General features: G+C 51.5%; 28 protein-coding genes. 8 read left to right on the forward strand and 20 right to left on the reverse strand.

The genetic code is table 11. The features are described 5' to 3' along the window. Nucleotides 1-171 precede the first annotated feature (171 nt). Nucleotides 172-1377 carry an MFS transporter gene (locus tag ACFVVF_RS07865; RefSeq protein ID WP_387806921.1) on the forward strand — a complete coding sequence of 402 codons (1206 nt, stop codon included), beginning with the start codon at nucleotides 172-174 and terminating at the stop codon, nucleotides 1375-1377. Between the two features lie 94 nt (nucleotides 1378-1471). Here the strand turns inward: ACFVVF_RS07865 and abc-f are convergent, their stop codons facing one another. After that, nucleotides 1472-3199, reverse strand: coding sequence for a ribosomal protection-like ABC-F family protein (abc-f, locus tag ACFVVF_RS07870; RefSeq protein ID WP_387806923.1), 1728 nt, complete (start codon nucleotides 3197-3199; stop codon nucleotides 1472-1474). 342 nt (nucleotides 3200-3541) lie between these two features. Then, nucleotides 3542-4174 carry an O-methyltransferase gene (locus ACFVVF_RS07875; RefSeq protein WP_387808909.1) on the reverse strand — a complete coding sequence of 211 codons (633 nt, stop codon included), beginning with the start codon at nucleotides 4172-4174 and terminating at the stop codon, nucleotides 3542-3544. Between the two features lie 120 nt (nucleotides 4175-4294). On the opposite strand from ACFVVF_RS07875, the gene ACFVVF_RS07880 reads away from it, so the two are divergent. After that, a complete protein-coding gene (locus ACFVVF_RS07880; RefSeq protein WP_387806925.1) occupies nucleotides 4295-5434 on the forward strand; it encodes a THUMP domain-containing class I SAM-dependent RNA methyltransferase in 1140 nt (379 codons plus the stop codon). Between the two features lie 33 nt (nucleotides 5435-5467). Continuing rightward, nucleotides 5468-7507: an LTA synthase family protein gene (locus ACFVVF_RS07885; protein ID WP_387806926.1), complete on the forward strand. Its 2040-nt coding sequence runs from the start codon at nucleotides 5468-5470 to the stop codon at nucleotides 7505-7507. Between the two features lie 82 nt (nucleotides 7508-7589). On the opposite strand, the gene ACFVVF_RS07890 is transcribed toward ACFVVF_RS07885, so the two are convergent. From ACFVVF_RS07890 to ACFVVF_RS07935, 10 genes are all read right to left on the reverse strand, one after another. Then, nucleotides 7590-9005 (reverse strand): PDZ domain-containing protein, encoded by a 1416-nt coding sequence (locus ACFVVF_RS07890; protein ID WP_387806928.1) that lies wholly within the window; start codon nucleotides 9003-9005, stop codon nucleotides 7590-7592. A gap of 82 nt (nucleotides 9006-9087) precedes the next feature. Beyond that, nucleotides 9088-9309 (reverse strand): YuzB family protein, encoded by a 222-nt coding sequence (locus ACFVVF_RS07895; RefSeq protein WP_042162895.1) that lies wholly within the window; start codon nucleotides 9307-9309, stop codon nucleotides 9088-9090. A 70-nt stretch (nucleotides 9310-9379) separates the two neighbouring features. Further along, nucleotides 9380-9682, reverse strand: a complete 303-nt coding sequence (locus tag ACFVVF_RS07900) for a heme biosynthesis protein HemY (RefSeq protein ID WP_042162896.1) — start codon at nucleotides 9680-9682, stop codon at nucleotides 9380-9382. Between the two features lie 41 nt (nucleotides 9683-9723). Next, nucleotides 9724-9960: a hypothetical protein gene (locus tag ACFVVF_RS07905; protein WP_387806930.1), complete on the reverse strand. Its 237-nt coding sequence runs from the start codon at nucleotides 9958-9960 to the stop codon at nucleotides 9724-9726. A 75-nt stretch (nucleotides 9961-10035) separates the two neighbouring features. Next, nucleotides 10036-10938 (reverse strand): M14 family metallopeptidase, encoded by a 903-nt coding sequence (locus ACFVVF_RS07910; RefSeq protein WP_387806931.1) that lies wholly within the window; start codon nucleotides 10936-10938, stop codon nucleotides 10036-10038. Nucleotides 10939-11018: 80 nt separating this feature from the next. Beyond that, nucleotides 11019-11828, reverse strand: coding sequence for a glutamate racemase (racE, locus tag ACFVVF_RS07915; protein WP_387808912.1), 810 nt, complete (start codon nucleotides 11826-11828; stop codon nucleotides 11019-11021). Between the two features lie 206 nt (nucleotides 11829-12034). Continuing rightward, a complete protein-coding gene (locus tag ACFVVF_RS07920) occupies nucleotides 12035-12439 on the reverse strand; it encodes a YtxH domain-containing protein (protein WP_387806933.1) in 405 nt (134 codons plus the stop codon). A gap of 1 nt (nucleotide 12440) precedes the next feature. Continuing rightward, nucleotides 12441-12932, reverse strand: coding sequence for a DUF948 domain-containing protein (locus tag ACFVVF_RS07925; RefSeq protein ID WP_387806935.1), 492 nt, complete (start codon nucleotides 12930-12932; stop codon nucleotides 12441-12443). A gap of 166 nt (nucleotides 12933-13098) precedes the next feature. Then, complete coding sequence (locus ACFVVF_RS07930; protein ID WP_387806937.1) at nucleotides 13099-13524, reverse strand: DUF86 domain-containing protein; 426 nt, start codon at nucleotides 13522-13524, stop codon at nucleotides 13099-13101. 157 nt (nucleotides 13525-13681) lie between these two features. Beyond that, a complete protein-coding gene (locus ACFVVF_RS07935; RefSeq protein WP_387806939.1) occupies nucleotides 13682-13969 on the reverse strand; it encodes a Dabb family protein in 288 nt (95 codons plus the stop codon). A 127-nt stretch (nucleotides 13970-14096) separates the two neighbouring features. On the opposite strand from ACFVVF_RS07935, the gene ACFVVF_RS07940 reads away from it, so the two are divergent. Further along, complete coding sequence (locus ACFVVF_RS07940) at nucleotides 14097-14360, forward strand: hypothetical protein (protein WP_387806941.1); 264 nt, start codon at nucleotides 14097-14099, stop codon at nucleotides 14358-14360. A 49-nt stretch (nucleotides 14361-14409) separates the two neighbouring features. On the opposite strand, the gene ACFVVF_RS07945 is transcribed toward ACFVVF_RS07940, so the two are convergent. From ACFVVF_RS07945 to ACFVVF_RS07960, 4 genes are all read right to left on the reverse strand, one after another. Continuing rightward, entirely contained in the window at nucleotides 14410-14799 is a 390-nt protein-coding gene (locus ACFVVF_RS07945) for a cupredoxin domain-containing protein (protein WP_188887375.1), read from the reverse strand. Between the two features lie 189 nt (nucleotides 14800-14988). Further along, nucleotides 14989-15381, reverse strand: coding sequence for a phage holin family protein (locus ACFVVF_RS07950; RefSeq protein WP_387806943.1), 393 nt, complete (start codon nucleotides 15379-15381; stop codon nucleotides 14989-14991). Nucleotides 15382-15722: 341 nt separating this feature from the next. Beyond that, nucleotides 15723-17630 (reverse strand): ABC transporter ATP-binding protein, encoded by a 1908-nt coding sequence (locus ACFVVF_RS07955; protein ID WP_387806946.1) that lies wholly within the window; start codon nucleotides 17628-17630, stop codon nucleotides 15723-15725. After that, on the reverse strand, nucleotides 17627-19357 hold the full coding sequence (locus ACFVVF_RS07960) for an ABC transporter ATP-binding protein (RefSeq protein WP_387806948.1): 1731 nt from the start codon (nucleotides 19355-19357) through the stop codon (nucleotides 17627-17629). Before ACFVVF_RS07960 ends, ACFVVF_RS07955 begins: the two co-directional genes overlap by 4 nt. Before the next feature lie 298 nt (nucleotides 19358-19655). On the opposite strand from ACFVVF_RS07960, the gene ACFVVF_RS07965 reads away from it, so the two are divergent. Beyond that, a complete protein-coding gene (locus ACFVVF_RS07965; protein ID WP_387806950.1) occupies nucleotides 19656-20147 on the forward strand; it encodes a C40 family peptidase in 492 nt (163 codons plus the stop codon). 519 nt (nucleotides 20148-20666) lie between these two features. Here the strand turns inward: ACFVVF_RS07965 and ACFVVF_RS07970 are convergent. Then, complete coding sequence (locus ACFVVF_RS07970) at nucleotides 20667-21167, reverse strand: NUDIX hydrolase (RefSeq protein WP_387806952.1); 501 nt, start codon at nucleotides 21165-21167, stop codon at nucleotides 20667-20669. An 87-nt stretch (nucleotides 21168-21254) separates the two neighbouring features. Continuing rightward, complete coding sequence (locus ACFVVF_RS07975; RefSeq protein WP_387806954.1) at nucleotides 21255-22187, reverse strand: manganese-dependent inorganic pyrophosphatase; 933 nt, start codon at nucleotides 22185-22187, stop codon at nucleotides 21255-21257. 248 nt (nucleotides 22188-22435) lie between these two features. Here ACFVVF_RS07975 and ACFVVF_RS07980 point away from each other — a divergent pair, with 248 nt between their 5' ends. Beyond that, complete coding sequence (locus tag ACFVVF_RS07980; protein WP_387806956.1) at nucleotides 22436-23212, forward strand: Cof-type HAD-IIB family hydrolase; 777 nt, start codon at nucleotides 22436-22438, stop codon at nucleotides 23210-23212. 5 nt (nucleotides 23213-23217) lie between these two features. On the opposite strand, the gene ACFVVF_RS07985 is transcribed toward ACFVVF_RS07980, so the two are convergent. Continuing rightward, nucleotides 23218-24000, reverse strand: coding sequence for an SDR family NAD(P)-dependent oxidoreductase (locus ACFVVF_RS07985; RefSeq protein WP_387806958.1), 783 nt, complete (start codon nucleotides 23998-24000; stop codon nucleotides 23218-23220). A 71-nt stretch (nucleotides 24001-24071) separates the two neighbouring features. Here ACFVVF_RS07985 and ACFVVF_RS07990 point away from each other — a divergent pair, with 71 nt between their 5' ends. Both ACFVVF_RS07990 and ACFVVF_RS07995 read left to right on the forward strand, forming a co-directional pair. Beyond that, the gene (locus ACFVVF_RS07990) at nucleotides 24072-24938 is read left to right on the forward strand and encodes a VOC family protein (RefSeq protein WP_387806960.1); all 867 of its coding nucleotides are present in this window, start codon (nucleotides 24072-24074) and stop codon (nucleotides 24936-24938) included. A 33-nt stretch (nucleotides 24939-24971) separates the two neighbouring features. After that, nucleotides 24972-25664: a metal-dependent hydrolase gene (locus ACFVVF_RS07995; protein ID WP_387806962.1), complete on the forward strand. Its 693-nt coding sequence runs from the start codon at nucleotides 24972-24974 to the stop codon at nucleotides 25662-25664. An 83-nt stretch (nucleotides 25665-25747) separates the two neighbouring features. Here the strand turns inward: ACFVVF_RS07995 and ACFVVF_RS08000 are convergent, their stop codons facing one another. Beyond that, entirely contained in the window at nucleotides 25748-26389 is a 642-nt protein-coding gene (locus ACFVVF_RS08000; protein WP_387806963.1) for an NAD(P)-dependent oxidoreductase, read from the reverse strand. Nucleotides 26390-26435: the final 46 nt, after the last annotated feature.

The raw sequence follows: 26435 nt of genomic DNA on the forward strand, positions 1-26435 counted from the left end.
TTTTGTCCTATTAAAAATTGATATTTCTATTTATATTTACAAAAATTTATAATTTAAATAGTTCTAAAGAATTAAAACGTTTACATCCAAAAGTCTCACTTCCGCTTCTTCCGCCTCCCAGCTTACATCCCAGATTTATGATAGAAGCGGCAATATGCTATACTACTCTTTATGAAACAGTGGAAAAAAAATCTGATCGTCCTATGGTTCGGCCAATTTCTCGTCAACGCCGGAATGACGATGATCATTCCTTTCTTGTCGCTTTATCTGCAATTTGATCTCGGCTTATCCGATCCGCATGAAATTGCGCTGTGGGCCGGGTTCATTTTCGCAGGCAACTTCGTTACCTCGTTTATATTCCAGCCCATATGGGGCAAGCTGGCGGACCGTTACGGCCGCAAAATGATGCTGCTCCGCTCCGGCTTTGGCATGGCGATCGTCATGACGTTAATGGGCTTTGCGACGACACCGCTTCATTTGCTGCTGCTTCGGATGCTGAACGGCACCATATCGGGCTTCAACCCGGCATCTGTCGCGCTGGTATCGGCAACGACGCCCAAGGAACGGACAGGCTTCGCAATGGGCACGCTGCAATCCGGCGGCATCGCCGGCACGATTATGGGACCGTTTATCGGAGGACTACTCGCCGACGCTGTCGGCTTCCGGCCCATCTTCTACATTACGGGCAGCCTGCTGTTCGCCGCCTCGCTGCTGGCCTGGATCGTCGTCAAAGAGCCGTTCGATAAATCGCTTGCCGCCTCCCGCACTATGGTGTCCGTAGCGGAAGGACTGCGCAAGCTGCGGAAAATTCCGCAGATCACGTCGCTTTACGCCGTCACCTTCATGATTCAGTTCGCGATGCTCAGCCCCATGACGCTTATGCCGCTTTATGTGCAGGAGCTGCACGGAACGACGGCCAACCTCGCCTTCTGGGCAGGATTTGTCGGGTCGGTAACCGGCATGTCCAATATGATCGCTTCACCGCTTCTTGGCAGATTAAGTGATCGGATCGGCCCCGAACGCATTCTCGCTTTCTCTCTGATCGGCGCGGCGGTATCGTTCATTCCGATGGCACTGGCAGGCTCGGTCTGGCAGCTGCTGCTGTCCAGATTTATGCTTGGCGTCTTCTTAGGCGGCCTTGCGCCTACAGTCAATGTGCTGATCCGCAAGTTTACCCCAGACGGTATGGAATCGCGGGCTTACAGCTTCAACAGCAGCATGCTTGGACTAGGCAATATGGTAGGTCCAATTGTGGGTGGAGCGCTGTCCGGCCTTATCGGCATTAAAGGCATCTTCTTCATGTCCGCTTCGCTGATGATCGCCAATTCCTTATGGGTAAGGAAATCGCTTCTTGGCAAAAGAAAAGCCAAAGCCTGAACACAGGCGCGAAAAAAAGACCGGCATCTCCGCAGCTCCTTAAGCTGTTGCGGAAATACCGGTCTTTTCTATACCTGTTTACTATCCGTTACTGCTATGTGGTCCATTTGCGCTTCTCTTCGACCAGCTCATGGAATCTCCGGTCCAATCCGGCTGCCTCTGCTTCCGAGCGGATAGGCATCGACAACCGGCCGATCGTCTCAGCCAGCTCGCGTTCAATCCGCATCAGCTGTTCCGTTCGCTCTGACTCCTCATGGGATACTGCTTGCTTTGCAGCTTTCTTTCCCTGCTGCAGGTCCCCGCTCTCCGCACTACACTCTTCAAAACGCCACTCCCCGCTGCCGTTCAACGTTAACCGGTGCGTAGCAACCGCTTGAACGAGCCTTCGATCATGCGCGGCAAACAGGACGGTGCCCGGATATTGCTGCAGTGCCGCCTCCAGCTGCTCACGCGCAAACACATCCAAATAATTCGTCGGCTCATCGATCAGAAGCGTATTGTAAGGTCCAAGGAACAGCTTTGCCAGCGCTGCTTTCACCCGTTCGCCGCCGCTAAGCTGCCCAGCCCCCTTCAGCACGTCATGCCCCTTGAACAAAGTACGAGCAAGGACAGTCCGTACATGCACATCGGGATATATAGCAGTGGACAGCACGTTGTCCAGCACGGTCTTCGACTCGTCCAGCAAGGATAAGTCCTGGCGAAAATAACCGATTCGGCAGCCAGGCGCCCTTACGATGCCGTCCCCTTGCTCGTGAATGAGACGAAGCAGCGTCGTTTTCCCCGCTCCGTTCGGTCCGGTCAAAGCAATCCGCATCCCCGTCCGTATCGCAACGGAGAGCTCTTCGAATAGAGAGCGGTCTGCTAACCGGACGCTTAATTTTTCCAGCCTTAGCACATGCTTGCTGCGGCATAGCTCTTGAATGGCCGTATCGAACAGCGGAAGCTCCGTCTCACGCGGCTTATGCTTCACTTCCAGCCTCTCCAGACGGCTCTCAAGCGCCTTCGCCTTCGAATCTACTTTGGATTTGCTCGTGCCAGCCCGTGCCTTCCCCAAATTCGCTTCCTTGTAGCTCATGCGGGCAGGCTTGTTTTTCATTGAAGTGGATTGCTGTCTGACCGCAATAATAGCCTGCTCCAGCCGTCCCTTTTCCCTCGCATACTGCTCGTATTCGAAATGCCGGCGCTGCCGGGCCGCTTCCTTTTCCTTGCGGTAGCCGGAATAATTGCCCGAATAGACGGTAATCAGCTCTTCATCAAGCTCCATAATATGCGTACAAATCTCATCCATCAGCTGACGGTCATGGGACACGAAGAGCACGGCACCGTCATAGGCGGCAAACGCTTCGCCCAGCTGCCTTACGCCCTCCTCATCCAGATGGCTTGTCGGCTCGTCAGCGATCAGCACCTCGGCGCCGCTTGCGAACAGCTGCGCGATTTCCTGTCGCGTACGCTCCCCTCCGCTGCCATGGCTTTCCGCTTCTTCCCTGCCTATCGTTCTCCAGCGCTTCTCCGACGCTTCATCCCCTAAGGCCGTCCTGCCTTCAGCCGCATCGTCACATCCGGCTAAAGGGTGACTGTCCGTCAACTCGCCTTTTGCCCCGGACGCCTGCCTCATCTCCGCAATCGTTCCGAACCGCCTTACCGTGCCTTCCTCCGGCTCCAGCCGTCCGGCCAATACGGCGAGCAGCGTGGACTTGCCTGCTCCGTTCCGCCCTACGATACCGACTCTGTCGCGCCGTTCCAGCTGCCAGCTGCCTTCCAGCACCCCCAGCAGCCGGTCGCCTATCGTTAGTTTTATTTGTTCCATCATCATTAAAGTCATAAAAAAACCTCCTCAGCCGAATTAAATACATTCGCTCTGAAGAGGATTATGGACGCCATTAGAACACCATTAACGAACGGCAGACAGCAAACAAACGCTGGCCGCATCGTACAATGAGCCTTCGATATAGGGGAAGCCTATCCGGAAAAATGGGCGCAATAATCCTATCTTCAGAAAAAGAAACAACTGCTATGTTTCGATTAATAGCTCTCTGAATACATAAGATTAGTTCTCCATTATCCTCGGACACCGTTTCCTCTCTCGTAATCGATTAGTCATTGCTCTTCCATTATATGTACGAACGGCATAATCGTCAAACGTTAACCTGCCAACAGCAGGCGTCTATCTTACAATGGCGATTGCCAGGCCGTCGTACCCGGGAAGCACCGTACTGGTCAAGCGCTCATCCGATGCGATCCGTTCATTGAATGCACGTACTGACAGAACAGCCGGGCCGCCCTTCTCCGGATTAATTGTCCGGCCGCGCAGCAGCACGTTGTCGCCAACGATAACCGCACCGGGATTAGCAAGCTGAATGGCGTAATCCAAATAAACAGGATAACCGTCTTTATCCGCATCAATGAAGAAAAAATCGAACCGCCGTCCTTCTTCCTTCAGCTGTGCCAGACTTTCCTTCGCATCGCCGATGACATATTCAACTGCATCGCCAAAGCCCGCTTCCTTCATATGCGTCAAAGCAACCTCCGCATATTCCGCTTTCAGCTCCAGCGAAGTGAGCAGCCCGCCTTCGCCAAGCCCTCTAGCGAGGCAAATGCCGCTATAGCCGCCAAGCGCGCCGATTTCCAGCACATTTTTGGCCCCAGCCAATTGAACAAGCATCGTCAGCAGCCGTCCGTAGCCGTCGGAGATCGAAATATCCGGCATCCCCTTCTCCGCTATCCCTTTTTTCGTCCGCGCCAGATCGGCGTCTTCGCCGTATAACCCGTCTACATATTGTTCATCTGTCACTTTTATGCACCTCTTTCCAATTTTACAATTTGTAAAAGCATCCTGCTTTGCCCTATACTTGATTGTATGATTTTGTCCGTGAGGAAACAACTTTGTTTTCAACGATTAAGGGGAGAATGAACTTTTATGACTACAATTAACCTGATTGCGACCGCACCGATGGGACTGGAATCCGTCGTCGCGCGCGAGCTGAAGGAGCTCGGCTACAATGACCTGCAGGTGGAGAACGGGCGCGTCCGTTTCACCGGGGAGCCGATCGATATTTGCCGTACAAATCTGTGGCTCCGCTCCGCTGGACGGATTCTCGTCAATATGGGCGAGTTCCGGGCAACAACGTTTGAGGAGCTGTTCGAAGGAACGAAAGCGCTCGACTGGCCGGAATGGATACCGGAGGACGGCGAATTTCCGGTAAACGGACGCTCGCAGAAATCCCAGCTGACAAGCGTTCCCGCCTGTCAAAGCATCGTAAAAAAAGCCGTCGTCGAAAAAATGAAAATGCGCTACGGAACAGAATGGTTTCATGAGGATGATGGCGTCAAATACGTCATCGAAGTGACGCTGATGAACGATCAGGCGATGCTGACGCTCGATACGACAGGCGCTGGCTTGCATCAGCGCGGCTACCGCAAAGTATCGACGGAAGCTCCGCTCCGTGAGACGATGGCCGCCTCGCTTGTTCAGCTGAGCCGCTGGCAGCCTGAGCGTCCGCTATATGACCCGTTCTGCGGCTCCGGCACCATTCTGATCGAAGCCGCAATGATCGGCTGGAATATTGCCCCGGGACTTCGCCGCAGCTTCAACAGCGAGGGCTGGCCGCTAGTGCCGGACGAGCTGTGGGACAAAGCGAGAGAAGAAGCATTCGATGCGGTAAAAGATGATATACCGCTGCAAATCGCCGGCTCCGACATCGATCCGCATGCGATCGAAATAGCGGAAGCGGCTGTGAAGAAAGCCGGCTTCGGCAAAGAAATCAAGCTCGAAGTGCTGCCTGTTGCGAAAATCAAGCCGCAAGGCGACTACGGCGTCATCATTACAAATCCGCCTTACGGCGAGCGGCTCGGCGACGATAAGGAAGCCGAGAAGGCGATCCGCCAATTTGGCCTTTCGTCGCTTCATATGCCAACCTGGTCGTTTTTTGCCATAACGCCAACTAAGGAAATTGAGCATTATTTCACCCGTCCTGCCGATAAGAAGCGCAAGCTGTTTAACGGCCGTATTCAGACGGATTTCTATCAGTTCTTCGGGCCGCTTCCTCCCCGCAAGTAACGGAAGCTGTACGGGAAAGGATCTCTCAACGTTATGCTTTATACGAAACAGAACGCCATCAGGCGCGGAATGCGGCTGACGCTGGAGTCATTTAAGCGCCTGAAGGCGCTGGACTTGCTGCTGTTCTTCATCGGCATGATGGCTAAGGTCTATCTGTTTGATGCCATTATTGCCGTGCCCAACATGGCTATGAACGGCTTTGATACTGTAGTTGCAATTGGAACGCTGGCGCTGGCTTGCTTCTGGACGGTATGGCTGCCAACCCGCGGCCGGATTATCGCCTTAATTGCCATCAGCATGCTGCTTTCTTTCATCATGTACGCTGACATTATTTATTACCGTTACTTTCAGGATCTGATCTCAGTGCCGGTCCTCATGCAGGCAAGCCAAGTCGACTCGCTTGGCGAAAGCATCTGGACGCTGCTGGAAGCCCGTGATTTCTGGCTGCTTGCAGATTGGCTGCTGCTCATTCCGTTCGCCTGGTATACACTTCGGCATGGACGAGCGGATCTTCAGGATCGTTTTGGAGATTCCTATGAAAAAGATACTAGACGGAGACGCTGGCCTTTTGCTGCCATGCAAATCGTGCTCGGCCTCGCTATCTTCTTTCTAGGCGCTTCTATGTCCATAGGCAACATTAATATCGCCAAAAAAACATGGGCGCAAGGACTGTTCGTCAACAACTGGTGGAGTCTCTCCCTCTATAACGTAACGGGCGTTGTCGGCTTCCACGGCTATGACGTATACCGCTATGCGAAGGAACGGCTGAATAGCGAGCAGGTATCTGCTGAAGCTGCGGCTGGCATCCAGCAATGGGCTTCAGACCGGGGCAACAGCCGCAAGCTGCTGGAGGCTGACCCTGCTTTCGGGGCTTATAAAGGCAGCAATGTGCTGCTGGTACAGGTTGAAGCGCTGCAAAATTTCATGATCGGCAAGTCGATCGGCGGCGAAGAAATTACGCCTAACCTGAATAAGCTCATGAAGGAAAGCGCCTATTTCAGCCAGTTTTATCATCAGACGTCGCAAGGCCGGACCTCAGATGCGGATTTTCTGGCTAATTGCTCGCTGCAGCCGCTCGTTAGCGGATCTGTCTTTATCCAATATGCAGGCCATACGTTCAACTGCATGCCGCAAACGTTAAGCGACAACGGTTATTCCGCTGCGGTGTTTCACGCCTATGACGGCGGCTTCTGGAACCGAAATACGATGTATCCTCGTATGGGCTACGACACCTTTTACAGTAAAAAGCATTTTACGCTGAATGAACCGATCGGCTGGTCGCTTGGCGACGCCTCCTTCTTCAGCCAGTCTGTCGACGTTATTACAGAGCAGAAATTGCCCTTCTACTCTTTCTTAATCACGCTGTCGAGCCATCATCCGTTCACAATGCCGCAAGAGCATCAGGTGCTGAAACTAGGCGAGCTTGAAGGCACGATAATGGGCGACTATCTGCAGTCTGTTCATTATGTAGATGCTGCTCTCGGCGAGCTGGTAGAGAAACTAAAGGCTGAGGGGCTATGGAAAAATACGATCTTCGCGCTCTATGGCGACCATGATAATTCCATTAAGGATTGGGAGCTGTTTGAGACGTTTCTAGGCAAGCCGCTCAATGACCTGGAGCGGCAAATGATCTTGAAGCAGGTTCCGTTCCTCGTTCATCTGCCGGATGGCGCCTATGCAGGCACACATACAAACGTCGGCGGCCAGCTGGACGTCACGCCTACCTTGCTTCATCTGCTTGGTATATCGACCGCAAACGACACGCTGCTCGGAACGCCGCTTCTTACGGAACAAGCCTTAAGCGGCAAAGGAGGCAAGCTTGTGGTCCAGCGGAACGGCGCATTCACCGACGGCACCGTCTACTATATGCCATCCTCGGACGGCATTGAAGCTAACGGCAAGTGCTGGAATATTGCCGACAACAAGCTTGGAGCTATAGCGCCATGCCTCGCTCATACCGAAGAGGCGGCCTCTGAGCTAACGATGTCGGATCAGATTATTACGCATGATCTAATTCCGGTATTTAAAGAAGCCGTTGAGGCCAAGGTTGCCTCTGCAGCCGAAGGAAATTAACTATCATCTAACGATAAAGCCCCGCCTTTCATGCCATCCCATTGGGATTGCCGAAAAGCGGGGCTTTTGCGCATTATGCCCGTTAAGGCGTATTTGAACGCGGATGCTGCTTAAGCCAATTCAGCACATCGTCAATGGTCTGAACCGGAACGATTCGAAGCTTTGGCGCTCCCGATCTCGCATCCGCTTCGAGCTCTGCCGGAACGAAAAAGACTTCGGCATCCGTCCGGCTGACGGCATAAGCCTTCTGCGGGACACCGCCTACAAGACCGATAGAGCCGTCAGCCTCGATCGTACCGGTACCGGCCACGCGCCAGCCGTTCGTCACGCCGCCAGACGTCAATTGATCGATTAGCGCGAGCGTCAGCATCGCGCCATGCGACGGGCCGCCCAGATGCGCGATATAGCTGTTGTAGTGAACAGAACGCGGAATATCCGCATGCAAGTCATTGCTGACGGAGACGCCAAATACGGCTCGCTCCGGCAATGTATCGGTTGCCTCGGCCCGGCGTGTAGGCGCTTCGACGTCAAGCTCCTCTCCGTTTCTGCGCAGTCCGACCTTCACCTTGTCGCCAGGCTTCACCTGTTCGGCCATAAATGCGGTCATTTCCTCAATCGTTGCTACCGGCTTACCGTTCAGCCGGATAACGATGTCGCCGGGCTGCAGGATGTCCCTAACGATGCTATCTTTAGCTAATGCCATCACAAGTACGCCTTCGCTCGTCATTCCTTTACCAAGCCCAACCTTCTGCATCGCAATTGCGCTGGCAACACTGTTCGCATCAGTCTTCATTTCCACCACTTGCGTATAGGCTTCTGCCAAAGGCGGCTCATTTTCGCTTTTGCGCTCAAAGGTGTACTCCGGCAGCAATTTGGCATACAGCCAGTCTGCCGGAACGGCAGGACGGTCAAAGACGAGCACCCCGCTTACGCTTCCATGCGGCGTTCCGCCTTCGGCATGGGCGTAGCGGTTCATTGCGATCGTCATGGCCGGGTAAGTGACGCGATAATTGGTCGGATAGGCCAGTGCTGCGAGCAGCAGAACCGTAATTGCAAGAGTCATACAGCCTTTCACTGGCAGCAGGCGCCGCCATCCTCGAGAGCCGTTAGCTGCAATTTCACCCCAGAACAAATCGGCAAATACCAGCAGCAGTGCAGCAGCAATCAGTCCGATAACCATTATGAGCTTTGCAGGATTCACAGCTATGAAGCATGTAGCGGCAGCGTTCACAGCCCCAGTCAAGCACCGCAACGCCAGCAGCAGTTTTTTCCCGCCCCAGTGGGTCTTCAAGAGGCTGATAACGCCCCTCACCGCTCCTGCTCCCCATAAAATCGGAATAATAGCGAGGCCATAGAGCAGGCTGTCAATCATCTCAATCCACAACCGGCCGGAAGATGTATGTATAGGCGCTGGCAGCCAGATCAGCTCCACAAATACGATAACAGCAAACATAAAGATGATGCCAGCGTAGTAATACCGGAAATGCCGATTATTCATCAATAAACCTCCAGATCGGGGGATAGCCTGCAAACTGATTCAAAAAAGACTCAACATCGCTGTTGAGTCTCCTGTCTCCGGTTTACTTTACATAAGGCCGAATTTTTTGGATTGCTTCATCTTCGTCTGCCGCTTTCACATAACGTCCATTAATAAAAATGAATGCATAGCGGGCGCACGGCCCGCAATAGGATTTGCAGCCTACCCGGATTTCGGCGTCGGGTGCCAGCTCCTGGAGCTTCGGCACAATCGACTTTACCCGGACATGCTTGCATTTATCGCATACGCGTATGTCGTTTGCCATCAATAATCTTCCAATCCGGCAAGCGGAATGGCCGGGGCACCCGGCGCACCGCTTTTATTTATTTAAATGATTAGTGTTCGCCGTTATTTCCTTTGGACGGATTCGTTACAGCGAAGCCTTCTTCCGGCACATAGAAATAGTCGATGCGAACGCCGTCGAGGAAGTCATTGTCCTTTTCCAAAATAACGTCGATATCTTTGTCAGTCGATACAACGATATCTTTATCTGTCGGCTCGTCGACAGCAAGGCCGTAATGCGCATGATCGCCATGCGCGTGAGTCACGTACACGCGAAGCTTTTTGCCTTCGTTTTCAGGCTTGTCCAGCTCAAGTTTCAATATCTTTGCGGCATTGCGCGTAATTTTGCAGTTCATGTCTCTCGCTCCTTTTTATGAAAAGATGCCCATGGCAAGCTTTATATTTTACTATTATACTTGTTCTCCATGTAACGAGCAAACCATTGTGCAATCAACATCGTGACGGCAATATCGTCAATCGGCATAAACGGAAGCACATCCGGCAATACCCAATAAAGGAGCACAGGAATGAGGAACAGCAGCTTGTCCCGCAGCGCTACATCCTTTGAGCGAAGCAGCCGGTATACGCGGACAAACGTATTCCGCCAATACCTCAGTGAGAGCAATTTGCGCATAGGGCACACCTCTTTTTTCCAACGAAGTACTTTCTCGTCATTATAGCATAAGCATGCCCTAATTTCGCAAACGCTTTACCGGTGAAGCCGCATCCCTTCGGTCAGAAGAGGCTGCAGCGACCGGTATATCGAGTCAAACTGTGAAGCAGGCAGCGGATTGGCTCCCAGTCCCGCTTCTACCGTAAAGCCTGGGCGGCGGTACCGCTGAATGAACCAATCCTTATATCCTGCATCGCTTCCGCTCAGCTTAACCGGCTTATAGCCGCTGGCACGACCGAGTCTATTCGCCAGCTTCTCCGATTGTTCCGGTTCGTAATTGCGGTAGTTCCAATAAATTTCTTCACCTTGCGTGTGAAGTGCAATGACCGTATCGAACTCCAGCGAATTGGTCATGTTGGCCAGCGCCAAAGCCTCCGGCTCGCTGAGAGGATAAGGACCCGGATAATCGCGGGGACCGGGTCCAAACCTGCCTCTGCGCCTGCACTCTTCATCCCAATGGGCCGGGAACTGGTCGTTAAGGTCCACACCCCGGGCATTGGCTTTCCATTGGTCGAACTGATCTGAACCATTATTCCACTGCAATAACTGATTGTAGAACGGATGATCGGGACGGATTCCCCTCACAGCCAGCTCCACCCCGTCCGGATTGAGCATTGGCACCGCCCATAGCGTGACTTCTTTATATAGCCGGCAGGCGCTCTCGCCGCTCAGCCAGTCATCTCCATTGCAGGCAGATGCCCAATCTTCGACATAACGCATAAGAAGCGCCGACGTCATCCATTCATTGGCATGACAGCCGCCGTTCATATGGACACGACGCTCGCCGTTTCCGCATTTTAACGCAATAATCGGACGCCCCAGCACCGTATGCCCAATCACATAGCCTTCCACAAAAGGATACTTACGTATAACCTGCAAGCAATCCTGGGTGAACTCGTCATAGCCGTAATTCGATGGATTCCGATGGATTTCGTTCAATCCGCCACCTCGCATTCCTCTTAGCTGGTATCTCTACATGCTATTCGAGGGAGATGGCTGCCATACCATGGAACATGAAATCAGCCGATTTGCAGTTCCAGCCATACAATTGGAGCCAGTTCCAGCTGCTGTCCCAGCCACTGCTGGGCAATCTCTCTGAACAAGGCCGGTTCACCGCTGCACAGAAACTGGTGCACCGGTATTTGATAGCCGCTCGCCAGCTCTCCGTTTTCTTGGAGAATAACCCGCGCCTCGCGGGCTGTCTCGTCTGCCGAGCTGATCAAGCTAATGTCAGGGCCCATTACCTCTTCAATCATTTCCGAGAGGAAAGGATAATGCGTACAGCCTAGTATTAAGCTGTCCATTGCAGAATTGCGCAAATGTCCGATCGACTCCCGTATCGTTTTGTACGCTTCGGAGGAGCGGAAATGCCCCTTTTCCACAAGAGGAACAAATAACGGGCAAGCTTTGCTAATCACCTGAATATGCGGCGACAATTCCTTCAGCGCTTGCTCGTAGGCTCCGCTCCGAATTGTCCCTTCGGTCCCGATGACGCCTACGCAGCCGGATGTCGTCCGCCCGATTGCCGCTCTTGCTCCCGGCTTAATGACGCCAACGACCGGAACACCGACCCTGCGGCGTATATCCTCCAGTGCAAATGCTGTACTTGTGTTGCATGCTATTATAATCATTTTTGGACGGAACTGATTCAAATAGTCCACGATCTCACGCGTGAAGCGCGTTATCTCTTCGGGAGAACGAGGTCCGTAAGGTGCCCTCGCGGTATCTCCGAAATAGACGATTTTCTCGTGCGGCAGCTGGCGCATAACCTCTTTAGCGACAGTTAAGCCGCCTACACCTGAGTCAAGTATCGCAATCGGTTGCTGCACAAACACACCGCTTTCCTTCTACATGATCTGTTTATAGTGGCTATATGACCTGCGACTTCAATAGCATATGAATTCAAGGGTGAAAACGTACCTTATTATTGCCAGCCCGTTTAGAACGGCTTCTGCGGCGGTCAAATGGCTTGCAAATAGCAGAAAAGGCTGACTCCTGTAAGGAATCAGCCTTCTGCAGCTATGGAATTCGGAGCTTAATTAACGGTAATCAGATGCTTATCCTCAGCCGATGCATCCTGCTCATTCTCGTCAATTTCTTCAGCGTCGCCGGCATCAATAGCGGAAAGAATGGCTTCCGGCTCAATCGCTTCTTCAACACGGCGTTTCGCCGTGCCCGTTGCAACAGCTGCGGCATGCTTCGCTCTGTCTGCAAGGTGTACCGCTTGGTCGCCCAGTTGACGTGCAATGCGTCCGGTCGTATCACCGACTTGACCAGCTACCCGCACCGTTGCCTCTTGCACTTTATGCGCTCCGGCGGAAATGTCCTGGCGCAGCTCTTTGCCTGCTTTCGGTGCCAGCAGCAGTGCCGTTATGGAACCTACAACGCTGCCTGCCAGTGCTCCCAGAAGAAAACCTTTCGTTTGTTTGCGATTTGACATATTATTCGCTCCCTTCATTCTTATGACGCTCTTCGCCCTGATGATCGGACCCGGTTTCGTTATGGCGCTTGCGGTTAGTTTGCCATAGCTGCCAAGCTGCCATACCAAGCTCCGCCCATTCGAACGCCTCGCCGAGCTGGCGCTGCTCCGCTGCCCGTTCCGCATGCCGGATCGCAGACTGCGACAGCGCTGTCGATACCCGGTTTACGGCGGATGTCGTATGCTCGATCGATTCCCCGATTTGTCCGGCGGCTTCGAAAAGACGGTTCACCGATTGCAGCTGCTGTTGTGCGGTAAGGATCGTTTTCTCAGCAGGATCTGCAAGCGCAGTTAACCTTGCTGCGGTTACCTGCATCTGGGCCATCATCGTCTCCGCTGATGCTTGAACAGCTTTGAGCCGGTCCAGCGCCGCTTTAATGCCAAGCAGCAATCCCCCCGCCAATATAACAAAAGCGGCTGCCGCAATCGCGGCGCTCCATTCCATTACGTCCATATGGCTGCTCCTCCTCCGCTCCTAGCAAGCTGCATTCGGCAATCCGGATCGGGCGAATGCCCATATCGTAATGACAGTATAAGCAGCATGGGCTCGTCTTGACACAAAAAAGAGCCGATTGCGCGAAAGCTGCAGCAGCAGCTTCCCAATCGACTCTTTCTTGGACTTATCCAATTAATTCCCGTTCAATATATTGTTCAACCGATGTTTTGAAGACGAGCAGCTGCTCCGCAATTACCCGCGACTGCGGATGAAGCTCGGCGCGCTGCCAGTCATAGTAGTCTTGAACGAGCGGCTTCCGCAATTTCACAAGCTCGATAAACGGCTCTTGCAGCTCCTTCGGAAAGGCGCCCTCTTCGCCGATAATTTCGATAATATCCTCATAGCTGCTTGCGTCACGCATAATAAAGCCATCGATCAAATAGCTTCCGACATCTGTAATCGTCTCGATTGCCAGATGGAGCGCACGTTCCTGTGCCAGCCCCTCGATGAGGGAGCCGTTCCACTGATCAGCCAGTGAACGAAGCGCCTCCGATATGGCGGGAATCGCCTGCAGCCGGACTCCAATTTGTTCACGATTCACATAGTACATAGAGGCTTCTCCCGCTTTCAGTCTTGCTTTTTGGATTTCGCTTTCCGTTTCAGCCAAGCCGCCATTATAACGGCACTAACAATGATGACAAACAAATAAGTCATTAATTGATATGCGTCTTCACCCATAGTGACTGCCAACCCTTCCTTAGCTTTCCTTAGCTTACAAAGTCGACGCTGACGGATGCCTCACGAACTTGCGTCATATGTTCAATTACTTTTTGATGCACAGGATGTACCTGATAAGCATTCAGACCGTCCAGTGATTCGAATTTCGTAATGAGGGCAATATCGTAAGAGCGCTCCGAATGCAAGACGTCGATGCCGACTTCGATGTATTTCAGCTCTTCAATTTTACCTTCCATATTGCGCAGAACAGCAGCCGTTGTCTCCACGCTCTCCGGGCTTCCGTCCTTTAATTTGAAAAATACGATATGTGTCAGCATTCGTTCTTTCTCTCCCCGCGTATGTAATCGAATGACATGCATCCTTTTGTCACATAATAACCCAAGCAGCTATATTCAAGCAACAAGCAACAAACTAATCAGACAAGGCTAGAGAGGACGATTCGATATGCGCTATCCCGTTACGTTTGCCGCCACGGTGGTCGGACTTGCCCTTTGCTTATATAATTCAACCGGCTATGACCCGCATAATTTCGTTTTTTTCATGTTCAGCGTTCCGGCGTGGTTCGTCGACCTCTTTGTGGATGTACATGATGTAAGCGTCATGCTGATGTACGTCCTGACAATACTGACTTGGGCTCTGCTCGGCTTTATCGCCGACACGCTCATCGCCCGCGGACGCGGAAGAAGCGGCAGGCGAAGCAAGGTCTGAATAATGCGCAAAAGAGGAGCCCTGTACGGCTCCTCTTTTTTGACTGTCATTAAGCTGCTTCGACGATTAGCTTCGTTTTCATTTCCAAGTGGCCCGTGCCGCAAGGAACCGAGCAGTGCATGATGTACTCGCCTGGTTTGTCGAATTCAAGATTCGTCTCCAGCTCTTGGCCTTCGAGATCAACGTTCAGCTCATCAATTTTCAAGCCGTGAATGCCGCTTTTGTTTTGAAGCTTGAGAATGACCTTGTCGCCGACTTTAACTTTGTACTCTTCTTGGTCGAACGTGAAATCGCTGTTTGCTTGCACTTTTACGAGTACGGTACCCTCTGGAAGTTCTGCCGACTCATCCTTAGGCTTCTCGGGCAGACCGAATGTCAGCAAATAAACTGCCAATAAAGAAGCTGCTGATAATAGTACGAACATGATCCACTTATGCATTACTCCGTGCTCCCCTTTTCGAACGTAGTGTTTACTTCTTATATTACATAAGATCGTCCGAAGTTCTCAACCTTAAACTTGAGATTAGGGAAAAGTTTTTTCTTGATTATGACAATAAAATGAACATTACGGATGGATGCTTGTAAATATTGGCGCAACCCCCTTACACCTTAGTGAGCAAAATTGCCGTCAGTTTTTGTCCTTGAGCACTTCAATGATTTTTCGGACCCGGTCCGGCAGCGGCAAACCAAGCCGGCCATAATTTTCGGTAATGGATATTAGTTCATTGGCAATATAAAAATAAGTCGCCGCCCCCATCGTTGCATTATTCAGATCAAGCAATATATCAACACGATGTGCCAGTAAGATAACGAGCAGCATCAGTCCTTTTTTCGCCAATCCCCATGCGCCGAATAAACTATTTAGTCCCTTGCCCTCTTTAATAGATGCCAATATGCCGGAAATATAATCAATGCCCATTGCCACAACCAATACCGTCAGTGACTCCACCCATCCCCCAAATGCAAAAGTAATGATGGAGCCGAACACGGCGCTTATGGAACAAACTCTAACCCACAGCAATACCCGCCACCCCGCTCTCTTGAAGTTAAATCATTCTCTATATTCTATGCGCGGGCACTGCAGGCTGTACTATGCGCTTACACATCATTGATAGAATTGGACGAGATGCCGTACCGCTCCATGCCATCCTGAATCCCTTGGTATCACTAGAAAAATAACGGCAGTGCCTTATGTTAACGACGGCTTTGTTCGGGTCATGCATCGCAAAATCTAGCTTCTGCTCATAGATTCAATCGGCTTAATCTTCAATTAGCCCGCCTTAGTCTCGCAGGGTTTCATGCAAATTAAAACAGCCGTCGCCGCTTGATCGCAAGCGGCGACGGCTGTTATGGAATCCAACTCTAACCGGCGGTCGGCTCCGAAACCGAAGCTTTCCCTGTGAATTGGCTATTGTACAGATCGGCGTAAAAGCCGCCCGCAGCAAGCAGTTCCTCGTGAGTTCCCTGCTCGATAATGCTGCCTTTGTTCATAACGAGGATGAGATCGGCATCGCGGATCGTCGACAGCCGGTGAGCGATAACGAAGCTCGTTCTCCCTTTCATCAGATCATTCATCGCTTTCTGGATATAGACTTCAGTCCGCGTATCGACGCTGCTTGTCGCCTCGTCCAGAATAAGAATAGACGGGTCAGCCAGTATAGCCCTTGCGATCGTCAGCAATTGCTTCTGGCCTTGCGAAATGTTCGATGCTTCCTCATTGAGGACCGTCTCATAACCGTCAGGGAGCGTCCGAATGAAATGGTCGGCATGCGCTGCCCGCGCCGCATTGACGACTTCATCCTCAGTAGCGCCCTCTCGCCCATAAGCGATATTATCGCGGATCGTACCATTGAACAGCCATGTATCTTGAAGCACCATGCCGAACATCCTGCGCAGTCCGCTTCTTCTCATGTCGTCAATCGGAACGCCATCAATCGTGATGCGGCCTTCATGCAGCTCATAGAAACGCATCAGCAAGTTAATCAGTGTCGTTTTCCCTGCACCTGTCGGCCCTACGATTGCCACGGTCTGTCCAGGCTTGACATCAATATTCATATGGTCGATCAATACGGTATCCGCACTGTAGCCAAATTTCACGTTGTCAAAGCGTACTGCTCCCCTCGGAGAGGCAATCGATTTGGCATCACTTGCTTCCGGTTCCTGTTCTTCCTCGTCCAGCAGCTCAAATACTCTCTCCGCTGATGCGATAGTCGATTGAATGACGTTGGAAATGTTGGCAAGCTGTGTAATCGGCATCGTAAATTGTCTCGTATATTGGATAAAAGCGAGGATGTCACCGAACTCAATCGCCCGCTTCGTTACGAGAATACCGCCAACGATACTGACAAATACATAACCGATATTGCCGATGAGGCTCATGATCGGCATGATGATACCGGAGACGAATTGCGCGCGCCAGCCGGATTCGTACAGCTTTTCGTTCATTTCGTTGAATTCGGCGATGGAGCGATTCTCATGTCCAAACGCCTTAACAATTTTATGGCCTGTATACATCTCTTCTACATGACCGTTCAGCTTGCCCAGCTCCGCTTGCTGGCGAACGAAATACGTTTGCGATTTTTTAGCAATAATGCCTGCAGCAACAAGGCTGACAGGTATCGTCAGGAATACGATGAGCGTCATCAGCGGACTTATAGTCAGCATCATGACGATTACACCGACTAATGTAACAAGCGAAGTTATAAACTGCGTCAAGCTCTGCTGAAGCGTCGAGCTAATATTGTCCACGTCATTGACGACCCGGCTCAAAATTTCACCGTTCGTCCGCGAATCATAAAACTTGAGCGGCAAACGGGCAAACTTCTCATTAACCTGCTTGCGCAGATCGTATACGGTACGCTGTGCCACGCCAGCCATTAAATATTGCTGCAAATAACTGAATACCGAACTGATGACGTAGAGCAAAATCAGCTTCAACAGAATGAGATTTACGGCATCGAAATCGATATGCGCATCCGGATTGCCTTGTATCCGGCCAATTACACCCTTCGACAGTTCAGTAACGGCTTTACCCATAATGTCCGGACTCAAAATACTGAATACCGTACTAAGTACAGCGGCCAGCAATACGAAAATAAGCTTGAACCGGTGAGGCTTTAAATAAGTGACAAGCCGGAACAGTGTGCCCCTGAAGTTTTTCGCCTTCTGTACAGGCATGCCCATGCCGCCCATTCCCGGACCCATGCCAGGACCTCGCATCGGGCCGCCTGGAGGACGGCCGCCTTGCGGACCTTTATGCTGCTCACTCATGCGATCTCCTCCTCAGACAGCTGTGATGCGACGATTTCCCGATAGACTTCAGAAGAGGCCATCAGTTCGCGATGATTGCCGGTACCGGCAATCCGTCCTTCTTCAAGCACGATAATGCGGTCGGCATCCATAACGGTGCTGACGCGCTGCGCGACAATCAGCACCGTCGCTTCGCCAGTCTCCGAGCGGAGCGCTGCACGCAGCTTTGCGTCGGTCTTGAAATCAAGCGCCGAGAAACTGTCGTCGAACAAATAAATTTCAGGCTTTCTCACAAGTGCCCTCGCAATGGACAGACGCTGTTTTTGACCGCCGGACACGTTGCTTCCGCCTTGCGCAATAACAGAGTCATAGCCGTTCTCCATGCTGCCGATAAAATCGGAGGCTTGCGCAATAGCGGCCGCATGCCGAATCTCTTCATCGGTGGCATCTTCCTTGCCATACCTGATGTTGTCCGCAACCGTACCGGTGAACAGCACAGCCTTTTGCGGCACAAAGCCAATCCGCTCGCGCAAATGCTGCTGGGTCATGCTCTTCACGTCAACGCCGTCAACGAGAACCTGGCCTTCATTCACATCATAAAAACGCGGAATCAAGCTGAGTAGTGTGGATTTGCCGGAGCCAGTTCCCCCGATAATGGCGGTTACTTCCCCGGGACCCGCACGGAAAGATATGTTCGAAATGGCGGGCTCCTCCGCGCCGGGATAGCTGAAGGCCACATCTTTAAATTCCACGTAACCTTGTCTCGAAGCATTCGTCTGAACCGCATCCTTGCGGTCAGTCAGGCTTGGCGGCAGATCCAGCACTTCGTTTATCCGTACAGACGAAGCCTGCGCACGGGGAATCATGACGAACATCATCGACATCATAAGCAGAGAGAACATAATCTGCATCGCATATTGAATAAATGCCATCAGCGAGCCGACCTCAAGATCACCGTTGTCAATCCGGTGTCCGCCGAAGGCAAGAATAGCGACAGTCGCCAGATTCATGACCAGCATCATAAGCGGCATCATAAATGCCATAATTTTATTTACTCTCACCGCAGTATCGGTGACATCTGTATTCGCTGCATCAAACCTGCGGTTCTCGTGCTCAATCCGGTCAAATGAGCGGATGACCCGAATGCCGGTCAAGCTTTCACGAAGCACGAGGTTCAGCTTATCGAGCTTCTTCTGCATCGCTTTGAACAACGGTGTCGCTTTACGCACAACCGCGAAGATCGCTCCGGCCAATACCGGAAGTACAACGACGAGCACTAATGACAGCTTGGCATCTTTGGATACCGCCATAATAATACCGCCGATGCACATCATTGGCGCCATCACCATCATCCGAAGAATCATAATGAGCACCTGTTGAACCTGTGTAATATCGTTGGTGGTACGTGTAATCAGCGAGGCAGTGCCCAGCTTATCGAACTCCTGCAGCGAGTAGTTCTCAACTTGGCTGAATACGCTGCTGCGCACCAGCTTGCCGAAGCCCGATGCGGCTTTGGCCGAGAAATAACTGGCTGCAATAGAGCACACGCCTCCGCCTGCGGCAACCAGCAGCATGAAGCCGCCTATTTTCCAAATGTACGACTTGTCGCCTTGGCTCACACCCTTATCGACGATGTCCGCCATAAGCGTCGGCAAATACAAATCAGCGAGCGTCTGCAAAAACACAAAAACAAGGACAAGCGCAACGAATAACCGGTAACGCTTCAGAAACCTAAAAAGCTTCAACATTCACCATCATCTCCAACGCATTCGTTATCGTGCTAACCAAATATTTTACTTCTAAAGTAATGAGCATTCTGATTATAAATCTCCCCTAATCTGTGAGTCAACGCAAAATGAGATTATTAAGTTGCGTTGATGAGTATATTCTCATTTATTTCTCATAAAGCGGAATTCAACCGTGAAAGCGTGCTATTTCTCTCTAATTGTGGAATTTGGGGGTGTTTTGAATGTGTTATAGTTGTTTTCGTCGAGATGAAACCTCAAATTCGAATAAACAAGAAGGCGAAAGGACACTTTACAACTTATGAAAACATTTAAACTTAACGGCCTCAAGAAAATATGGAAACTGACACTTTGCACAACGATCGCAGCATCCGCTTTGGCGCTTGGCGCCTTGACTGACCGCGCAGCAGCAGCTACGCCTGAAACTCTCGCTTTGATTGATAACGGTAAAAACTTTATCGGCACCCCTTATAAATACGGAGCGCCTGTTGGCATTACATATGCTTTCGATTGCTCATCGTTTACGCAATACATGTTCGCAGGGCTTGACGTTGATCTGCCTCGTACTGCGAGCAGCCAAGCTTCCGTCGGCAGCAAAGTCGCTAAGACGGATCTTAGCGTCGGAGATCTTGTCTTCTTTAAAACTAATGGCAAGTCGATCAGCCACGTTGCGATCTATGCCGGTTCGAGCAAAATTTTGCACAGCTCCAGCAGCCAGGGCGTAACGATCTCCAACATGGACAGCGCTTATTGGAAAAAATATTATGTAACAGCACGCCGTGTAGTCAGCTAAGGTAATAAAAATCGGCCGCCGATGGCCGCCGTTACAAGTATAAGTGTCGTTGAGGCCTGAGGCCTTAACGACACTTATATTTTTTTTGAGACAAAAGAAAGATTCCCATTGCCTGCGCGGGATCATTGCGAATATGTTGTAGTGCTCACCGAATGGAAAACCTTGCTCATATGCAGCCTCCTCGTGCTAATTAAAAAACAAAATGTAAAAGTACATTTTGTTTGATCCAAAAGTGTCCAGATTCGCGATCAAAATGCAAAAATACATTTGAAATCCTACTAAATCGCCATTCTGGGGCATTTCAAGCCAATCAGCCTGTACTTTTGCATTTTGATGCCTTAAATCATCCATATTGGGCGAAACAAAATGCAGTTTTACATTTTGTTTCGTTGCAGCATGGAATAGTCAGCCGTGAATGTCCCGGAAAAGTCTCCATGCAGCAGAAAAAGCTGCCGAGACCTTGTCTCGACAGCTTTTATAGAAGCTACACGTCAATATGACCCACTCGGTATTGCCCGTTCAGGTCTGCAGCTTCACGAGCGCAGCTCCCATAATAGCCTCATATACCGGATGCCAATTCGGATAATAGTCTGGAACGGCTCCCGGTTCAACAAACGTCCGGCTTGCCGACTCGAATTCCGCGTCGAATGGCAGCACGTTCGTTATCCGCATGGCGTAAAAAACCTGATAACCGACTTTGGGATAGGGACTGTCCTCGCTCCAGGCCGGGTTAGCGCCGTGATCTACCGTCACAGAGCCAAGCAGCTGCAAGTCTCCCTCCACATAGCCCTCCTCAAGCGCTTCCCTTCTAAAAGCGGCCTCCGGCGTCTCGCCATGCTCCAGATGCCCGCCGGGGAAATCCCAGCCGCGATGCTTCAGATCGACCAGCATGAACCGGCCGGCCTCATCGAAGCAAAAACCATGCACGCTCGTTATCAGCTCCAGAGGCGGCAGCGTCTCCTCCGCATTCCAGCACAACTCAACGGTCGATGCTCCCCATTGTACGGTGCAGTGTGTCATAATCTCCCCTCCTAAAATGCCAAAGAAGGCCCTCCTCTAATGCAATCGGAAGGCCTTCTTCATTAATGTAGTGATGAATGTATGGAATTACAGGTTGTTCAGCGTCTCAGTCAATACTGGAACAATTTGCGATTTGCGGGAAACGACGCCTTTCAGTACCGCTTTGTTGTCGGCAAGCGTAACATTGTACGCTTTCTCAACAGCAGAAGCTTTGCTGCCAAGCGACAGGGCAACGGAATCGCTGTTCAAAATGTCGGTTACGACGAATACGAACAGGTCAAGGCCTTTCGCTGCGATAATGCCGTTCAGCGCTTGCTCAAGCTCAGCTTGGCGAACGAGTACGTCATTTGTGTCCACCGCGTTGACTTGCGCGATTTCTACTTTGTAGCTGCCCATCGAAAATTCTTTCGCGTCCAGCGAGATCAATTGCTCAATCGTTTTGTCGCGAAGATCCGCGCCCGCTTTCAGCATTTCAAGGCCGTATACTTCTGCATCAACGCCAGCGATTGCCGCAAGCTCATTCGCTGCTGCAACGTCCTGCTCGGTGCAAGTCGGCGATTTAAACAGCAAGGAATCGGAAATGATAGCGGAGAGCATCAAGCCGGCGATCTCTTTCGTGATCGCTACTCCGTTCTCTTTGTACAATTTATTAAGGATCGTAGCAGTGCAGCCAACAGGCTCCGCACGGAAGTAGAGCGGCTGAGCCGTCTCAAAATTCGCGATGCGGTGATGGTCGATGACTTCCGCTACGCGAACTTTATCGATATCGGATACGCTTTGCTGGCGCTCATTGTGGTCGACGAGAATGACATTGTTCACTTCATTCGACACCGTCTCAACCAGACGAGGCGCTTCCGTTTTAAAGTAATTAAGCGCATATTGCGTTTCACCGTTTACATCGCCAAGGCGAACCGGCTCCACATTAAAGCCCAGCTTCGCTTTCAAATCCGCATAGGCAATCGCAGAACAAATCGTATCTGTATCCGGATTTTTATGCCCGAAAATCAATGTTTTTTCCATCGTGCATTCTCCTTAACCTTCGTATATTCGGGGAGGCCTGTTGGAACGGAGCTCCTCCGTATCGAAATCCCACCTAAGATTATAGCGTATAACCAGGTTTATTCCTATTCCTTTACAGAGACTTGTTGTAAATTTATGTTGAAAAAAAGCCCTTTTCCTTGCCTAATCCGCGCTGCCGGTGGTATAGTACGACAAAACGGGCATGTACGGCAACCCCATCTTTAGACATGCAGAACAGGAGCATTATCATGGCTTATAAAATTGCATTTTTCGATATTGACGGCACTCTCGTTAATGAAGTGAAAGAAATTCCGCAGGACACGATTGAAGCAATCAGCGAGCTGCAGGCAACCGGAGTTGAAGCCGTTATTGCAACCGGCAGAGCGCCTTACTTCTTTGCCCCAATTGCAGAAAAGCTGGGTATCGATTCTTATGTCAGCCTGAACGGCGCTTATGTCGTCTATAAGGGCAAACCGATCTTTCATAATCCTATCCCGCGCGAACATTTGGAGGCGCTCGTCGGCCATGCCGACAAGAACGGCCACTCTCTCGTCTTCGAAGGCAGCAGCGCGTTCTACTCGAACACTGAGGACCATCCTCATATGCTGGATTCCGTCCGCTCGCTGCGGGTCGACCTTCCGGGCTATGATCCTGATTTCTGGAAAAAAGAAGACGTCTACCAAGCCTTCCTTCATTGCGCTGCGGAAGACGAGCATTTATATGAAGGCGCGGTTCCGAATTTGCGTCTGATCCGCTGGCACAAGTCCGCTATGGACGTCTTGACAAGTGACGGCTCCAAAGCGCTTGGCATTGAAGCGCTGCTTAAGCTGGTCGGTATCGCACCTGAGGAAGCGATCGCTTTCGGCGACGGGCTGAACGACAAGGAAATGCTGCAAGCCGTTGGCCTTGGCATTGCGATGGGCAACTCCCATGAAGAGCTTAAGCCTTTTGCCGACTATATCACTTCGCATGTAGATGAAGGCGGCATCCGCAAAGGTCTGCAGTATGCCGGCCTTATCAAGTAAAACAATTACAATACGGCTGCTTTCCCTCCGTCAATGTTGACGGAAGTGCCGGTCACATACGAGGCCGCGTCCGAGACCAGAAAGGCGATCACATTCGCCGCTTCCTCGGCGCGGCCTATTCGTTTGAGCGGAATGTCATGCTGCGGCAGCTCGGCGAATTGCTCCCAAGTCAGATCTGGACGCGACGCCTGCCAGCCCCGTTCGATTTGCGCGCTGCGGATCAAGCCGATGCATACGGCATTAACGCGGATGCCATCAGCAGCCAAATCCTTGCTCATCGCCTTCGTCAAAGCAAGACCAGCGGCACGGCTGACGGATGTTGGCAGCGAGGAGCCGGATGGCGTTTTGCCGCCGACAGCCGTTACATTAACGATCGCACCGCCGCCGGCAGCACGCAAATGAGGCAGTGCTGCGCGGGCACAATGCACGGCGCCAAACAGCTTCAAATCCAAATCGGACGACCAGTCCTCCGTTTCAACCTGCTCGAAGGGCCTCGCAGCCGCTGTACCTGCATTGTTAACCAATATATGAAGCCCGCCGAAACGTTCTGCCGTCAGAGCGATGGCTCGTTCACACTGTTCCTTCTCCGATATGTCGGCGGCCACATAGAACGGCTCCGTTCCCGATTGCTCGGCAATTTGCCGGGCAGCCTCCTTCAATTGCGATTCATCCCGCGCCACAATTGCAACGTTAGCGCCTTCCTTAGCCAGCAGCACCGCAGTTGCCAGTCCAATTCCTTTGCTGCCTCCCGTAATGATTGCCGTCTTTCCTTTCAGCCCCAAATCCATCTATGTATCGCCTCCTTGGTTTTATAGTAGAATAGTAACATAAACAGGTTTAACTATTAAGGAGGGATTGCATGACGGATTACCATATTCCTGACAATACCGTTCTGGGAGCAGTCAAGCTGAAAATTAGCGACCTTAAGCGCTCTATTGCGTTTTACGAGGAAATCGTCGGTTTAAAAGCAACCGAAATAACGGCAACGACAGCCAGCCTGTCCGTCGGGGGCGGAGACCCACTCGTTCTACTGGAACAAATCCCGAATGCCGTCGTTACGCCTCCCCGCCGCAGAACGGCGGGACTGTATCACTTTGCGATTTTGCTGCCGAACCGCGAATCTCTTGGACAAGCGCTCCGGCGTCTTATCGCCTCTGGAATCTCAATCGGGCAAGCGGATCATCTCGTTAGCGAAGCGCTTTATATTTCCGACCCTGACAACAACGGCATCGAAATTTATGCCGACCGGCCTCGCAGCCAGTGGAAGAAGGATGCTAGAGGTGATTATGTGATGGCTACCGATCCGATCGACTGGGAGGGACTGCTTGCTGCCGCAGCTGAACTGCCGGATCAAGCATTGCCTGCCGGCACGATCATCGGCCATGTTCACCTGCATACAACCGGGCTGCCGGAATCACGGGCATTTTATCATAATCTGCTTGGCTTCGAAATTGTCGGCGATTATGAGGCGATGCGCGCTCTATTCGTAGCGGCCGGCGGATACCACCATCATCTTGGCTTGAATATATGGGCCGGAGTCGGTGCTCCCCCTCCTGCAGAAGACATGACAGGTCTTGATTATTTCACGATCATTTACCCGACGAACGAGACGCTGGCAACAGCAATACAGCGATTACAGGAAAACGGCGCTCCGATAAAGGAGACCGGCAACGGTCATTTTGCGACCGATCCTTCCGGTATCCGAATCCGGCTGACTTCTATTTAATTTGACGATGCGACGAAAAGGAGATGTAATGAAATGAAAATTACGTACCATGGCCATTCCTGTGTGCAATTGACAACGGAGGCGGGCAAATCGCTCGTCATCGATCCCTTTCTCCGCGGCAATGAGCTGGCTGTTGCCAAGCCCGAAGATATTCAAGTCGATGCTATTCTGCTGACGCATGCCCATATGGATCATATTCTCGACGCAGAGCCGATCTCCAAAGCTAACAACGCTCCAATTATTGCGAATGTCGAGCTTGCTACCTATTTGTCATGGAAGGAGCTGCAGACAATCGGCATGAACCTGGGCGGGACAATCGACCTCGGCTTCGCCAAAGCGAAGATGGTACAAGCCTTCCACAGCTCGGGCATTACGCTTGCTGACGAGCAGCGGATTATTTATGGCGGCATGCCGGGCGGCTACGTCGTTCAAATTGACGGAAAAACCGTTCTCCACGCCGGAGACACCGCTTTGTTCGGCGATATGAAGCTGATCGGCGACCGCCACGACATCGATGTCGCCTTCATTCCAATCGGCGACCATTTCACCATGGGTCCCGAAGATGCGCTGCAAGCGGCGGAATGGTACGGCGCCAAGCTCGTCATTCCGGTTCATTATGATTCCTTCCCGGTGATCCGCCAGGATGCGCAGCAGTATGTGAGCCAGCTGGAATCCAAAGGCTTGGCCGGAAAAGTGCTGCAGCCGGGCGAATCGCTGGATATTTAATTTTACCCTCTTATGCCAACATCAAAACAGGCAGCAGGAAGGGGCATTCGCCTCTCCTGCTGCCTGTTTGTTCATTCCACCGGTTAATCTCTTTCCGACACGACCGTAAACCGTTCGTTAATATGCTGCGGATTTTCGATCTCATCCACGATAGCGATCGCATAATCTTCATAGCTTACATAACTGTCGCCCTTCTCATTGACGAGCAGAAATTCCGTTCCTTTTTTGTAGCTGCCTGTCCGTTTGCCCAACGCAAACTCAGCAGACGGGCTCACAAATGTCCACTTTATGTTGTGGTTGCCGCGAAGAATGTCCAAGTTTTTCGCCTGGTTAGAGGCCGTAGCGAAGAACATCTCCGGAAATCCTGGCGTATCCACGACGCGGGTCGTTTTCTCCGGATCGACATACAGGCTTCCTGCACCGCCTACGACGATCAGTCTCAAATGTCCGTTGCCCTTCTCGATCGCTTCAATTAATACATTGCCTGCCTCGACATGAAGATGCTCTTGCCCTAGCGGGGCTGCAAATGCGTTGACAACTACATCAAATGATTGGAGATCGTCAGCTGTCAAAGCAAACACATCCTTCTCCAGGACATTTGCTCCAGCTGCATCAAGCTTTGATGCATTTCTCACAATTGCCGTAACCTCATGTCCTCTGTCCAGCGCTTCTTTTACAATATTGCTGCCCGCTTTGCCGGTGGCACCGATAACTGCTATTTTCATAATGAAAGCCTCCTGTATGAATAGAATCGAACTACATGTAACAATA

Origin of the sequence: Paenibacillus sp. NPDC058174 (assembly GCF_042883865.1) — a bacterium.
GTDB lineage: Bacteria > Bacillota > Bacilli > Paenibacillales > Paenibacillaceae > Pristimantibacillus.

Coding starts and splice junctions, on each gene's coding strand:
- ACFVVF_RS07865 (WP_387806921.1), top strand. CDS start 172: ATGAAACAGTGGAAAAAAAATCTGATCGTCCTATGGTTCGGCCAATTT.
- abc-f (WP_387806923.1), bottom strand. CDS start 3,199: ATGACTTTAATGATGATGGAACAAATAAAACTAACGATAGGCGACCGG.
- ACFVVF_RS07880 (WP_387806925.1), top strand. CDS start 4,295: ATGACTACAATTAACCTGATTGCGACCGCACCGATGGGACTGGAATCC.
- ACFVVF_RS07885 (WP_387806926.1), top strand. CDS start 5,468: ATGCTTTATACGAAACAGAACGCCATCAGGCGCGGAATGCGGCTGACG.
- ACFVVF_RS07890 (WP_387806928.1), bottom strand. CDS start 9,005: ATGAATAATCGGCATTTCCGGTATTACTACGCTGGCATCATCTTTATG.
- ACFVVF_RS07895 (WP_042162895.1), bottom strand. CDS start 9,309: ATGGCAAACGACATACGCGTATGCGATAAATGCAAGCATGTCCGGGTA.
- ACFVVF_RS07900 (WP_042162896.1), bottom strand. CDS start 9,682: ATGAACTGCAAAATTACGCGCAATGCCGCAAAGATATTGAAACTTGAG.
- ACFVVF_RS07905 (WP_387806930.1), bottom strand. CDS start 9,960: ATGCGCAAATTGCTCTCACTGAGGTATTGGCGGAATACGTTTGTCCGC.
- ACFVVF_RS07920 (WP_387806933.1), bottom strand. CDS start 12,439: ATGTCAAATCGCAAACAAACGAAAGGTTTTCTTCTGGGAGCACTGGCA.
- ACFVVF_RS07925 (WP_387806935.1), bottom strand. CDS start 12,932: ATGGACGTAATGGAATGGAGCGCCGCGATTGCGGCAGCCGCTTTTGTT.
- ACFVVF_RS07930 (WP_387806937.1), bottom strand. CDS start 13,524: ATGTACTATGTGAATCGTGAACAAATTGGAGTCCGGCTGCAGGCGATT.
- ACFVVF_RS07935 (WP_387806939.1), bottom strand. CDS start 13,969: ATGCTGACACATATCGTATTTTTCAAATTAAAGGACGGAAGCCCGGAG.
- ACFVVF_RS07940 (WP_387806941.1), top strand. CDS start 14,097: ATGCGCTATCCCGTTACGTTTGCCGCCACGGTGGTCGGACTTGCCCTT.
- ACFVVF_RS07945 (WP_188887375.1), bottom strand. CDS start 14,799: ATGCATAAGTGGATCATGTTCGTACTATTATCAGCAGCTTCTTTATTG.
- ACFVVF_RS07955 (WP_387806946.1), bottom strand. CDS start 17,630: ATGAGTGAGCAGCATAAAGGTCCGCAAGGCGGCCGTCCTCCAGGCGGC.
- ACFVVF_RS07960 (WP_387806948.1), bottom strand. CDS start 19,357: ATGTTGAAGCTTTTTAGGTTTCTGAAGCGTTACCGGTTATTCGTTGCG.
- ACFVVF_RS07965 (WP_387806950.1), top strand. CDS start 19,656: ATGAAAACATTTAAACTTAACGGCCTCAAGAAAATATGGAAACTGACA.
- ACFVVF_RS07970 (WP_387806952.1), bottom strand. CDS start 21,167: ATGACACACTGCACCGTACAATGGGGAGCATCGACCGTTGAGTTGTGC.
- ACFVVF_RS07975 (WP_387806954.1), bottom strand. CDS start 22,187: ATGGAAAAAACATTGATTTTCGGGCATAAAAATCCGGATACAGATACG.
- ACFVVF_RS07980 (WP_387806956.1), top strand. CDS start 22,436: ATGGCTTATAAAATTGCATTTTTCGATATTGACGGCACTCTCGTTAAT.
- ACFVVF_RS07985 (WP_387806958.1), bottom strand. CDS start 24,000: ATGGATTTGGGGCTGAAAGGAAAGACGGCAATCATTACGGGAGGCAGC.
- ACFVVF_RS07990 (WP_387806960.1), top strand. CDS start 24,072: ATGACGGATTACCATATTCCTGACAATACCGTTCTGGGAGCAGTCAAG.
- ACFVVF_RS07995 (WP_387806962.1), top strand. CDS start 24,972: ATGAAAATTACGTACCATGGCCATTCCTGTGTGCAATTGACAACGGAG.
- ACFVVF_RS08000 (WP_387806963.1), bottom strand. CDS start 26,389: ATGAAAATAGCAGTTATCGGTGCCACCGGCAAAGCGGGCAGCAATATT.